Source organism: Pseudomonas sp. AIG (assembly GCF_977020205.1).
On the sequence record NZ_CDROCK010000010.1, the window covers coordinates 26,555 to 39,697 of the forward strand.

Genomic DNA, 13,143 nt, shown 5'->3' on the forward strand with positions numbered 1-13,143 from the left:
AACTGTCACCCGATCAATCAGCAGGGATTCTCGATCCCTGCTTCACCCCGGCAACTCCAGATTATCCAGCACCCGATTCACCGCCAGCCCCCGAGCATGATCAATTGCGCAAGCCCCAGCAGCGTTCGGCGTTGCGAGGCCGGCAGCAGGGCGTACGGAGGTAATGGTCGAGGGCTCGTTCGGTTTCGGGCGGGTTGGGTGTGGGTTTGATCATGGTGAAGCTCCTGGAATCACTGGCGCTGCCATCGTTGCTGCAGGCGTTGACGCAAGGTCATATAGCTCGATTCGTTGTCTGCACATTTCCGAGAAGCGCACCTGTTTAACTTTCTCGGCACGAGCACTGAATCCGACGAGCGGTAGCAATACCTGTAATTTCTGACAGTAGGCAGGACGCTTCCAGCGTCGTTAAATCAATCACAGCAAGGACCCATGGATACCTTGGTCATGTCCTGCTTGGTTTGATGCGAGGGAGTTCGTTCAATGACACGCTCTGAACACAGGGATGATGACCTGCTTGAGGTACCAAGCGTACCTGCCATCCTTAAGGACGAAGACGGGAAGGAGAGTCTCGACGGGTTGCTGCCGCGTGCTGCTTTGGCAGATGACCTGACGGTTATCGTTCCTGACTGGAGCATTCCTTTTACTGATCCCATTCCTTACATCGTAATTGTCAGTTGGGTACTGGCAGGCGGTCCGTTCACCGAGGTCTTCCGTCAGGAGTTCGATTCCCCGGGAGAGAAGACGCTTATCGTCCCGCGAGACAAGCTGGATCCCGGCACTTATTCCCTGTCGTACAGAGTCAGCTACGGTGGCAACCCGTTGGACTCGGCGATTAAGCGAGTGACCGTCGACAGATCGCCGCCGAACGATAATCAGGAACCCGATCGTCTGATCATGCTGGATGTCACAGGCGATATCACTGACGACTATCTCTCCCGGTATGGCGAAGTCCGGTTCCAGGTACCGCTGTATGTCGACGTCAAAGCCAGGGATCGTGCGATCTATTACTGGACAGACGACCCGGATCCACCGGATTCGGAAATCGAAATTCGTGAGCAAGCGTTCAGCCAGCAAGACATCGACCAGAAGCGTCTGATCATCACGATGTATGAGGCAGATATTCGTGGACGTGGTCCCGGGCAACGCTACATTTACTATCGGCTCCGTGACTGGGCGGGAAATCGCGGGCCGCGCTCAACGCTTTTGGCGGTTTTTGTCAATTTGAATCCGGCTCCGGGCATTCTCAAACCGCCGAGAGTGCCGTTGTCAGCCCGTGGCTTGATTGACCGTCAACATGCGCGTGAAGGCGCGGTGAACCAGCGGGCTGTCACGGTCGAAATTGATACGTATGAGAACGCGGATCCCACTGACAAGGTCCTGATCCGGTGGAACGGGCATGATCTGGCCCCGCTTGACGTCGATCCCGGCAAGTTTCCGCAAGTCGCTACCGTCCCATGGCCGACCTTGATGGCAGATGGGCCAGGACCATTGGACGTTCGAGTGAGCTACCGCATTCTGCGTGGCGGCACACCGACCTTGCCATCTACCGAAACGCGAGTGCTGGTGAATCTGACAGTCGCCGGTCAGGATCATGCCAACGCCCCGGCCTTGTTGAATACCACATTGGCCCGGCTGGAAGTTTACGGTGCTATATCGAAACAACGGAACAAGTTGTTAACCGTCGATTTCGGTGAGCCGGCCGAGGCACATCTGGCCCTGTATGACTCTCCGGTGCCAGGTGAAAAGCTCTTCCTCTATTGGGGCGCAATCGGCACGCCAGTTGCCGAGTATGAGGTTGAACCCGGTGACATCGCCGGTAAGCCGATCAAGTTCGTGATCCCTTGGAAGGCCATCGAGCAGGACAAAGTCAATCCCTCGCTGCTGACGTGGTACACCACCAGTAATGGCGTGAACCTGCAGCAGGCTGATGCGACGGCCGTTGAAGTGGCGATCATCGTGATCGAGAACTTGCCGGAGCCGATCTTTCCGCATGCAAGCAAGCAAGGAATACTTCATTGCTGTGCCAAACCCAGGCTATGGGAAGGCGTCTGGGTGCGTATGGAAGGCAATGCAGCCTTTGATGAAGACGATATCGTCGAATTGTCCTGGCAGGGGTGTTTCGGTCTGAATGGGACCGAGCCGATTGATGGAACCTACGACACATTCGAGACAAAACTCACTGCCGCTCAGGCTCGTGAAGGTTTTGATGTGCACGTCAGTGATTACGAGCGCCTGATTGCGCCAATGGTAAACAATGGCTCGGCGTTGTGTAGTTATATCCTGAAAAAAGCCAACGGGGGCATCGGTCATTCAAAAGAGGAGTTTGTCATTATCAATCGAACGATGCCGAGTGGTGAAGTTTGCGGTCCGGATAACGACCTTTGTGAAGAGTAAGTTGTAGAAGTGCTGGCGCTGTATCGGTCGAAGTTGGTTTCAGGTTCTATTTAAATTCTGTTTAACCCATGCAGTCATTGTGTAATAACTCTGGCAAGGCGGTTGTTTGCCCTGTGCCAGTCAATCAAGTTGCTGAGAGGATGATAGAAGATGAAAAGTTTTCACTCATTGACACCGGCGCAGAATCGCGAACGTTTTTTTGGTGTTCGTTTTCGCAGTCCGAAAGCTGCAGCCCTACCACCGAAACTTCATCCGGATAATCCGTTGCTGGATAATGAACCGGATGATAGTCCCAACCAACTGCATTCAAGCTTTCAAGGGTTTCCTCTGAAGGTGCAGATCCCGCGATTTGCCGAGGCGGATGATCCAAACAAAGTTGAAGGATATCTTGAACTAATGTGGGACGGCACCCGCATACGTTCGACTCGAGAAACTTTCGAAACACCCGTTGATGCAGGTACTACCGAATTTAATCTTGTTTTGCCTTCAGGCTACACATCGGCCCCGGGGCCTCATGAGCTGAGTTATGTGTTGAACTTCGGTGGTAATCCGTCTGCTGTAACACCCCTTGAAATCAATATTGATACAACAGCACCGATAGCTTTCGGCAAGGCGACTGTTCCTCCCGAGGTGGAAAGAGATGGTATTACAAAAAAATACCTCGATGATAACGGTTTTGTATTGATCACCATTCCAAACTATGGGAGTAAAAAGCTCGGCGACTTCGTTGAATGCTATTTTGGCTCAAGTTTGCCAACCCCGACGCTGGTTGGCGATTGGACCATAACGGACGTCACAGCTCCGATCACGTTTGAATTGACTCCCGCGCTGGTCGGTACCGAGGAAGGTTTAAGATCGATTTTTTATTACCTCAGCGACCGTAAGGGCAACCGCAATACACCACAATATTACACCGAGCTTAATGTCACTCTGACCGAACCACCCGAAGGGCTTCTGGAACCCAGCATTCCGCTCTTTGATGACGACGCAGCTCCAAAACTGGTGGATCTGGCTGATGCTCAGGCGCCACTGGGGGTTGGTATTCTGGCTGAGTACACAAACTACCTGGCTGATATCGACGAACTGGAAGTGACATATGACGATATCGTGCAACCGGCGCAGAAAATCAATGCCTTTCCATTCTATGTGAACATTCCTTACCGGGATGTATTCAACGGCGACCTGGATGCAAAAAAGGTAGCCGTCAGTTATCGGATCAAACGCCATAACCTGCGCTTCCCATTAGGAACAGCGGCGCCTGCAAAAGATGTCGATGTCGATCTGCGCCGGCCTGGAGACGGTGACGGTGGAGAAAACCCGGATCCCAATCTGGCTCTGGTTACTGTGCAAGGTACGGGTGGTAATGCCCCGAACATTCTGACGGCTGCCGACTCGGTTGGTAATGTCGGTGTAACTGTAGCTGTTTTTGCTGGTGTCAAAGATGGAGACATCATGACGCTGATATGGAAAGGCGTCGAGGTCACGCAGGCGCAAGGTGGCGTTAAAGAACTGAACGGTACGGAAACCGGAAATTTGACGTTCGATGTTCTTTGGGAAGTTGTGGACGTGGGCGGCAACGGTAACCCGCTGCCAGTCACCTATAAAATTACCAACCCTGATATCAATGATAATGAGGTCCGCTCACAGCCCCGAAATGTCGATGTGGCTATTCGGCCCGGTGTTGTTCCAGAAGTTAAGTTTCAGCACCTGGATCTAGATTTCACCACCGATTGGTTCAACTGTGCCTCCCTGCAATCAGATGCGGTACTTGTAAAGTGTGCGGAAGTGCTGGTTTCTGGTCGCGAACCACAGTTGGCCGATCAGACACTGGAATTTATCTATCAGGGTTATATCGATTCGGCAGGTACTAATAAAAAACCTGGTACTGAAGAAAAGGTCACATATACGCCATCGTTACAGGAAGCGAATGCCGGGTTTATCGTGAAAATTCCCTATCAGAAAATTTTGGCAACGGAGAGTGCGTGGGGCGATATAACTTACACGGCAATGATTGACGGACGCCCGGTGCCAGCTCAGCGACATCTTGTCAGGGTGCACATGAAAAAGGGTGATGGATCAGTGTGTGATATCTGATATTCGAAGTCTGGGAGGCATTAAATGCCTCCCTTTTTCTTATAAGGATTACCAAGCGCTAGGACTTTTCTAATGTGTATTGAGGACTTTTCCTACATTTTCAGGGAGTAGGTAACGTTAATGTACGCCCGCTAACGCTACGGAGCTGCTTTGGCCTGTAATTATTTTGAGGTGAATCAATCATGAACATGTTGGATGTATCACACATTCGCGTTTTTCCAACAGGCAGGTTCGGAGTATCGCTCTGCCTACCGGCCGTTTTTTTTTTCGCAGGTTTTGCACATTCGGCAACTATCGTCGATAACACCACGCTGGATATCGATTCATCGGCTGCGTCTACCGACTATCTGGTGCGCAACAATGGCGTTTTGAACGCTTCCGGCGCCAATACCCGATCGATCACGGCGCAGTCCGGATCGTTGTTAAACCTCAATGGCGCCACCATCGTCGGTAACAACGGTGGTGATGGCGTAACAGTGACCAGCAGTCAGGCAACCATTGATCAAACGACCGTGACCAGTGATGACATCGGGCTGGCGGTCAACCGTTCCAGTGTCGCGGCTGGCGGATCCAAGGTGACGGTGTCCAATAGCCAGGTCAGTGGACAACTGATTGGGTCACAGGTCACAGGGCTGAGTTCCCTGTCATTGAGCAATACGCAAATCATGGGCGCGGCCAGCGATGGCATAGGTGTAAATATCCTTGGTGGCGAGGTGAGTGCTTCCGCGCGCACGACCATCACCGGTCAAGCGACAGGTGTGCGGATGGTCAATGACGCTGCCAACGTGGGCGGTCCTACCTTGTCGCTGGATAACTCGACGGTGCAAGGTGTCAGCGGTTCTGCGATTCTGGTGGATCGCGGGACTCAGGCCACGATAGTCGTCTCCAACGGTTCCAGCGTTCTCGCTGGCAACGGCAGATTACTGGATGTTCAAGGCTCATCCACCGCCAGCATGACCGTTGCCGACAGCACGCTGAATGGCAACATCAGCGTGGCGGATAACAGCACGGCCAATCTCGTTTTCGACCAAGGGAGAATAACCGGGGACGTGCTGGTCGATGGCAGCTCTACCGCTACTGTCACGCTGGACAACCTCTCACAATTCACCGGGCGCCTTGACAATGTCGACAGCGTGAACGTCAACAGAAATTCCAACTGGACAACCACCGGCAACGATTCGATCGGTGCACTGGGCATGAACGGTGGCACCGTCACCTTTGGCGCCCAGGACGCTCCCGGTACGTATTACACGCTCAATGTCGGCTCACTTTCCGGCAATGGGACCTTTGCAATGAAGGGCAATTTCGCCAGTGGTGAGCATGATTTTCTCAATGTCATCGGTGCTTCGGCAGGGGACTTCGCGCTGGCAGTGGCGGCCTCCGGGCTGGACGCCGCTTCGCCGCAGGCGTTGACGCTGGTGCGTACCGGCACCGACGGTGCGAACTTTGCCTTGGCTGGCGATCAACGGGTTGATGTCGGCACCTGGTCCTACAGCCTGGCCAGTCGGGAGACCGACGGGAAGAAAGAGTGGTTTCTCGACCCGACCACCGAAGTCATCAGCCCCGGCGCGCGCTCGGTACTGGCCTTGTTCAACACCGCCCCGACCGTGTGGTACGGCGAGTTGAGTTCGTTGCGCAGCCGCATGGGCGAACTGCGTTTCAACGGCGGCCAGGCCGGCGGCTGGATCCGCACCTACGGCAACAAGTACAACGTTGCCGATGGCTCGGGCGTGGGCTATCAGCAGTCGCAACAGGGCTTGTCCTTTGGCGCCGATGCCCGGTTGGGCGAAAGCCCGGTGCTGTTCGGGATACTCGCCGGCACGAGTGAGTCCAAGCTGGACCTTGATCGTGGCACCTCGGGTACGGTGAAAAGCTACTACTTCGGGCCTTACGTCACTTGGCTCGACAGTGTCACCGGTTATTACTTCGATGGCGTGCTCAAGTTCAACCGTTTTCGCAACGAGTCCAAGGTCAACCTGAGCGACGGCAGCCGCACCAAAGGTGATTACGACAACTGGGGTGTAGGCGGTTCCGCCGAATTCGGTCGGCATTTCAAACTGGCCAACAACTACTTCGTCGAACCGTTCATGCAATGGTCGGCCGTGCAGATCCAGGGCAAACACTACACGCTGGACAACGACATGGAGGCCGACGGTGATCGTATGCGCTCACTGCTCGGCAAGGCCGGTGCGACGTTCGGACGTAACTTCGCTCTCGCCAACGGCGCTGTCGCCCAGCCTTATGTGCGTGCGGCGGTTGCGCATGAGTTCGCGTCGAACAACGAAGTGAAGGTCAACAACAACGTGTTCAACAATGACTTGTCCGGCTCCCGGGCCGAGTTCGGCGCGGGCGTGGCGGTGGCGATGTCCCAGCGGTGGCAGATGCATTTCGACCTGGATTATGCCAAGGGGAAGCATATTGAACAGCCTTACGGGGTGAATCTGGGATTGCGATATTTTTGGTAAAGAGCCATCAGGGTGACCCCAAGTGAAGGCGCCCCACGATTTGTGGGGCGTTTTTTTATCCCTAAGGGTCAATGCCCACTCCCAAGCCAGATCCGTAGTACTGGACGTGCCCTTCTGCACCATTGACCAGATTTTTTAACCAGTACCGAGCTGGCCAACCACCTGCGGAGTCAGCGGCCCAGTACAAATAGTTCCCCATCGGCCAACGGCCACCCCAGGTGTTATGGATTTCCCGCAACTCACCCATTGACGGCAATCGCTTTCCTCGGGCTGCTGCCCTGTCTCTGATCGTGTTCCAGTTTCCACCGTCCAGTCCCACAACGAATTTCACCCCTGTGACATGAACGTTGTAGCCCTTGGACTGGCTTGCGTTGTCGATGACAGTGATTGTTGCGACTCCATTACCTCTGACAGTCACCAACCCTGAACCGTCTACCGCCGCGACGTTGTTGTTACTCGACGTGTAACGATAGGGGGGGACGCCGCCGTTTGCCGTGTGATGTACATATGTGCCCGGACCAAAATTTGGATATGCAGCCCAGCCAGGAATGAGGTAACACCTGCCACTCAATGTCACGCTTGCCGTGTTGAAATTCAGCGGCGGAATCGGCGAGATCACAGTGAAGTTCCGGCTATTGGAATCCTGCCCGGTGCTGAGTGCTTTTACTTTAACCACATGGCCGTGCAGAGCTACCGATAGCGTCGTGCTCCAGTTGCTTCCGTTGGCAGTTACTGTGTGCCTTGGGTTGTTGTTGTCGTAAATCTGGACCTGATAATTCGGGGTGACCGTACCGCGCAGGGTCACCGACGTGCTTTTGGTTTGCCCGCCATTGCCGATTTCACTGATGCCGTCATGCACAGACGTCAACGTCGGCGCGATGTGGGCGGCGACTTTGAAGTCTCGCGCCGGGCTTTCCACCGGAACCGCGGCATACAGGGCCCGGGCCTTGAGGCTTTGGTCGCCGATCGCCAAACTTGTGACAGACGCCGTCCATTGTTTATCGGCATTGACGTTGACCGGCGAGCCGACGGCAGTGCCGTTGTTGTACATCTGGATCTGCTCGCGCGGGGTGGCTTCGCCTTTGACGGTGACCGCGTTGTCATAAGTCATTCCATTCGGCGCCACCGCGCCGACCGAGTCAGTGACCGTGGTAATCGTCGGTGAAACAAAGGCTGCAACAGAAAAGACTCGTGGCGGGCTCGACTCTGGATTGCTGCCATAGTCGCCCAGTGCGGTGAGGCTGTAAGTGGTCGAAAGGCTCAGGTTATTGAAAACGTATTCCCAATCGCCGCTGGCGGTGACATTTATCGTATCGATGGCCGTGCCGGCGTTGCGCAGAATAATCTTTTCATTCGGGCTGGCCTTGCCCGTCAGGGTGACGGTCCGGTAGTAAGTGGTGCCATCGAGGGCGATTTCACCGCGGATATCACTGACCCTGGAAATCGTCGGTGTAACCGCTTGTGCCACGTTGAATGTTCGCGGCGGGCTCAGCGCCGGATCGATATCGTATAAGGCCTTGGCAACAAGGCTGTAGGGCTGCACTTTGAGATTGTTGAAGCGGTGGTTCCAGTTGCCCTTGTCATCGACATCAAGGGTTGGGCCCGGCTGATTATTCTCCTGTAACTGAATCTGCAGGTTTGGCGTCGCGCTGCCAGCCACCAGGACACTGTTGTCATAGGTGGTCGCCCCTTCAGCGACGGTTCCCCGCGAGTCAGTAACCGAGAGAATTTCCGGGGTCTGGGCGAATTTGACGGTAAACGTTCTGGGCGGGCTGGACACCGGGTCGGCGTCATACAGGGCCTTGGCGGTGATGCTGTAGGGTTTCTCGGTCAATGGACCGATCTCGCGGCGCCAGATACTGTCGGCTCCCACCAGCGCGGCGCCCATTGATATCGTCGCATTATCGAACAGCTCGACCGATTCGCCCCGGGTGGCCGTGCCGGTGACGGTGACCCTTTCATCGCGGGTTTTGCCGGCCTCTTCGACATCGCCCCGCGAGTCCGTCACGCCGGTGATGACCGGTTGCACGTAGTCGTAGCGGGTTCTGATGGTCAAGGGCAGTTGTGGAAAGATGCAGGCATTGTCCTCTTTGATATCGCCATCGAAGGCCACTTTGCAGATCACGTTGGCGGGTGTGGAGTGCCCCAGTTTCATCAGCTCGCTTCTAAGCAAGGTCTCGCTGAGTCCGTTGCTGACTTGCGTCGGGGTTATTTCCAGACCGGTGATCAGTGGGAGAGTCAGGGGGGCGCCTGAGGTGGTTTGTCCTGTCAGGTAGAACCAGAGGCGCTGTTTCAATGCAATGTAGGGCCATGTCGCGAGCAGTGCTTTTGCATCCCCGCTGAAGGTCATCAGATCGAGGACATTGTTCTGTGCCTGAGGTACTTGCGGGTGGGGCAGTTCGTTTTCGGGGTCCTGGAAGTCTGAAACATACAAGTCCAGCATTTGCGAAGGCGTTGTGATGGTGTACCGCGTTACTTCATATTCAACTGACACTCTTCTACCAATATTGGCGCCGACCACCGCCTGGGGTAAATGGAATTGAACGCTGCCTGTGGGGCTGCCCGGCAACTCCAGATCATCGGAGGTGCCCGCGCCGGGCGTTCCTAACCACTTTAAACGGAGCATGTCCCGGTCCGGGTTCATGCTGGAGTAACTGGCGTTGATGTCTACGCCGTTCAACCCATCCATTGGGTTGAGCGTTTTGTCGGGGGCCTGTATCACCTCCGGCGGCGGTAACTCACCGACCAGTTCCCCTATGAGCAAATCAAGCGTGGCCGAGTACTCGTACCGTGTGTTCGAGGCACGCAATACCGTGTAGCGCACATTCACGTAATGGCCGATGTTGGCCGTCACAAACTCTGCATCCACCCGAAACCGTACCGGTTGACCAGCAGTGACTGTGGTGATGGGCAACCAGTCGCTGGTACTGGCAAAGGGATTGAGACTGCGCCAGTAATAAGTCAGTACATCACCCTTGAGGGTGTTCGCTTCGGCGATCAGCACATGGACAATATCGAACACCTTCGACGGATCCAGCACATCCCCCGGCGGCTCGGCCTCCTCGACGACAGGTTTGGGCAGCGTCGCGCGGATCTTCCCGACGTTGGCCAGCAACCGCTCGGATTCCCTGATGCCGAGGAGGCCGGGTGCATCGTTCGCGACCACATAGGAAAGGTCGAGCCTGCCGTTATCCAGCACACTGAAGTGCTCGGAATCGATGTAGAACGTGACCAGGCCTTCCTTGGCTTCGTTGTCGCTGACGATATGCGGAACTTCATGCAGATAGTCATCGCCATTGGACTTGATGCCGGACCATATCAGGCAGATCAAGTCGCCATTTTTCATGTCGTAGCGCACGTCGACAGTGGCGTAAAGCTCGTCCGGTTCGAGGGTATCGCCTATCAATTCTCGAATGCTCGGTTCCGGGAGGATGTTGACGTCGCCGACTACATCGGCAAAGGCGCGCTTGGAAGACAGCGGGTCGCCACCGTCCTTTTTGTAGCGGATATAAGACGCATCGGCGCGACCATCGGCGATGGCCCTGATCAGCTCATAGGGCACCGGGATTTCCATCACCGAGGGGACGTTGTCAATGACGCGGGTTTCACTGCAGATGATCGGCTCAGCGTTATCCGGCGGCGTGCCGATGAAGGTCATTTTCACACTGTCGCCCACAGCGAATTCCGGGCTGCTGACAGGGATCTGGATCGTCACCGGCAGTTTGTTCAAATCCCTGATGGTAATGACGCCGTTGACGGCTTCCTTGATGATGGGGGCTTCCAGGCGCCGGCCGCCCGCGTCCACGTCGATGGCGGTGCGTTTTGAGTGGCGGTCGGCCCAGTTCCAGACCTCGTCATTGATGAAGTATTTGATTTCCTGTTTGAGACCGTCGCCGGCGCCGAGAATGGCGTCTTGATCGATGAGGATTTCGATCGGTTGCTGGCCTTCGGCTTGCGCCTGCGTGATGCGGTGCGCGGGGAGCCAGTAGTCGCCCAACTGTAAACGGACCTGATCGTTACGCGTGCTAAACACATAATGAGGGATTGTGGCCCGCACACCTCTTTTGGCCCATTCGGCGTCTATCACGCCCTGTTGGACCAGCTCGGGCGGCAGTTGCACGATGGCCAGCCGTGAATGGCCGTCGGGATCTTGCGGCTCCCTGTCGAAGTCACCCGGCTTGTAAAGCTTGATCCATATCCGCAAGGCCGCCGAGGGCGGGTCGGATACAGTTGCGCCCGCGCGGGTCAGCACATAGTGGCAGTTTTCAAGCCACCCCGATTCTGTAGGCGTCGGTAGATGGAAGAACACCCGTTGGTTGACTTCGTCGGCCTCGACGAATCGTTCGCGCACTTTCGTGCCGTTGCAATAAATCTCGAGTTTGTCACCCTCGCTCATGGGGTGCCCATAAGGATTGATGACGCACTGCAAGCCGTCAGGGTCGCCGGTGGCGATCTGGATATTGATACCGCCATCGCCATCCTGCACCGGCTCGTGCATTCCTGGAATCAGCACGGGACGCAACGCCAGTGTTGCGTTGCTTTCCGTGAGGGGAGGGAAGCGAAAATTCTGCTGAGAAGGCATCAGGCAACTCCTCTTGACGAGAATTCAGGCGTTGCGTGGCGACGACCGGTGAAGTCAGGCTCAGTGAGGATCAGAGCGCTTTCAGGCTCGGGGGCGTTGGCGAACATGGAAATGCACTCCAGTCGGTTGATGGAGTGATTGAACCTGTGTGGATCGATTTGCGCACCTGTCAGATCTGACAGGTGCGGATGGGAATCAGACGAGTGGTATCAACCAGGCGCCGTTTTCCGCTCGCCATTCAGCGGCGTTCAAGGCTTGCGAAGTGTCTTCTGCCGCACGATATAGACCGTCACTAACACCGCACTGGTCAGCATGAAACCCCGCGCCCACGGCAGTGGCACCAGGTAGCACGAGAACAGGATACTTGCCCACATCAGCCCGATCGCGTAGACCTTGCCCTTGAGCGGAATGCCGTTGCCATCGAGGTAATCGCGGATCCATGGCCCGAGTCGTGGATGCTCGACCAGCCATTGATAGAAACGCGGAGAGCTGCGCGCGAAGCAAGCCGCGGCGAGCAGAAGGAAAGGCGTGGTAGGCAGGACGGGCAGGAAAATCCCGATCACCCCCAATGCCACGCTGAGCCAGCCGACGGCCAGCAGCAAGTAGCGCAACATCAGGGGGCGGTTGCCTATGGGGTTGTCCATAGGCCGGATCTTAGTGGTGACGTGGCTTGAGGATCGCCGGTTTTTCGTCGGGCGCCTGGCACAGCAGGTACAGCGCGGTCAGGGCTTCCGGGATCTGCACGATCATGTCATCCATCAGGTTGGCGTCTTTGGCGATGTCTTCGAATTCCGGCTGTTCGTCGAACAGGCCCGAACCGACCATGATCGGCAGGAGCATTTCGCTGACTTCTTCTTCGGCGGTTTCGAACCAGGCGGCTTCACGCAGGAACACGCCTTCCATGAAGCCGATGCACCAGCCGCGCAGTTCGGAATCGTCCGGCTCGTCACCCAGATCCAGTTCGCATGGCAGTTCGAACTCTTCATCCGAGGCCAGTTGACGGGCGATGTGGGCCTTGAGGCCGATCAGCGTGGCTTCGATCTCTTCGCGCTGGGCGTCGCTGCTGTAATGCGGTTCTTCGGCGAACAGGGCGTCGATCCACTCACGCTCCGGTACGTCTTCGGCGCAGATCGACAGCGCGGTCAGGTAGCCGTGAGCGGCCACGTAATCCAGCGCCTCGTCATGCAGCTCGTCGGCGTCGAGGAAAACTTGCAGGCGGGTCAGTTGCTCAGCGAAGGACATTACGGGGCTACCTTGGGGAATAAACAATGCGGGAATTCTAGGCCTTCTTGCGCGCTCAAGCCAGCCGCATGGCAGATTTGACCTGCCATACCCTGCATACACCCTGTAGGAGTTGCCGAAGGCTGCGATCTTTTGATTTGCTTTTAACAAAGACAAGATCAAAAGATCGCAGCCTTCGGCAGCTCCTACACAGGTATCAGCGATTGTATCGACGGGTGTCGCCCTGTGCAGGGAAGGCCTCGGGTATACTGCCGCGTTTTGCGATCCCTGCCCGCATTGCGCGTGTCACGTAATGCGTTCTTACGTTTTGTTTAAGCAGCTCCGGCTGTTCTGAACCAGCCTGCGCAGGGATGTATCGGTAGATTT

The 13,143-nt window shown here is 55.8% G+C and carries 6 protein-coding genes and 1 pseudogene; 3 read left to right on the top strand and 4 right to left on the bottom strand.

From position 1 onward, the window contains the following. Nucleotides 1-42: 42 nt before the first annotated feature. A pseudogene (locus ACWR1S_RS08670) lies at nt 43-149 on the bottom strand (DUF6124 family protein); the annotation flags it as partial. 331 nt (nt 150-480) lie between these two features. Between ACWR1S_RS08670 and ACWR1S_RS08675 the strand changes: the two are divergent. The 3 genes from ACWR1S_RS08675 (at nt 481) to ACWR1S_RS08685 (ending at nt 6,953) form a co-directional block, all read left to right on the top strand. Continuing rightward, nucleotides 481-2,394 carry a hypothetical protein gene (locus ACWR1S_RS08675; protein WP_454563199.1) on the top strand — a complete coding sequence of 638 codons (1,914 nt, stop codon included), beginning with the start codon at nt 481-483 and terminating at the stop codon, nt 2,392-2,394. A gap of 150 nt (nt 2,395-2,544) precedes the next feature. Further along, on the top strand, nt 2,545-4,488 hold the full coding sequence (locus tag ACWR1S_RS08680; RefSeq protein ID WP_454563200.1) for a hypothetical protein: 1,944 nt from the start codon (nt 2,545-2,547) through the stop codon (nt 4,486-4,488). 350 nt (nt 4,489-4,838) lie between these two features. Then, nucleotides 4,839-6,953, top strand: coding sequence for an autotransporter outer membrane beta-barrel domain-containing protein (locus tag ACWR1S_RS08685; protein WP_454563201.1), 2,115 nt, complete (start codon nt 4,839-4,841; stop codon nt 6,951-6,953). A gap of 61 nt (nt 6,954-7,014) precedes the next feature. Here the strand turns inward: ACWR1S_RS08685 and ACWR1S_RS08690 are convergent, their stop codons facing one another. From ACWR1S_RS08690 to ACWR1S_RS08700, 3 genes are all read right to left on the bottom strand, one after another. Further along, nucleotides 7,015-11,535, bottom strand: a complete 4,521-nt coding sequence (locus tag ACWR1S_RS08690) for an Ig-like domain-containing protein (RefSeq protein ID WP_454563202.1) — start codon at nt 11,533-11,535, stop codon at nt 7,015-7,017. A gap of 248 nt (nt 11,536-11,783) precedes the next feature. Beyond that, a complete protein-coding gene (locus ACWR1S_RS08695) occupies nt 11,784-12,179 on the bottom strand; it encodes a YbaN family protein (protein WP_212622726.1) in 396 nt (131 codons plus the stop codon). 10 nt (nt 12,180-12,189) lie between these two features. Beyond that, a complete protein-coding gene (locus tag ACWR1S_RS08700) occupies nt 12,190-12,777 on the bottom strand; it encodes a UPF0149 family protein (protein WP_016984205.1) in 588 nt (195 codons plus the stop codon). Between the last annotated feature and the right edge of the window lie 366 nt (nt 12,778-13,143).

What these genes read in the sequence shown, in the direction of transcription:
- ACWR1S_RS08675 (WP_454563199.1), top strand. Translation starts at nt 481, where the DNA reads ATGACACGCTCTGAACACAGGGATGATGACCTGCTTGAGGTACCAAGC.
- ACWR1S_RS08680 (WP_454563200.1), top strand. Translation starts at nt 2,545, where the DNA reads ATGAAAAGTTTTCACTCATTGACACCGGCGCAGAATCGCGAACGTTTT.
- ACWR1S_RS08690 (WP_454563202.1), bottom strand. Translation starts at nt 11,535, where the DNA reads ATGCCTTCTCAGCAGAATTTTCGCTTCCCTCCCCTCACGGAAAGCAAC.
- ACWR1S_RS08695 (WP_212622726.1), bottom strand. Translation starts at nt 12,179, where the DNA reads ATGGACAACCCCATAGGCAACCGCCCCCTGATGTTGCGCTACTTGCTG.
- ACWR1S_RS08700 (WP_016984205.1), bottom strand. Translation starts at nt 12,777, where the DNA reads ATGTCCTTCGCTGAGCAACTGACCCGCCTGCAAGTTTTCCTCGACGCC.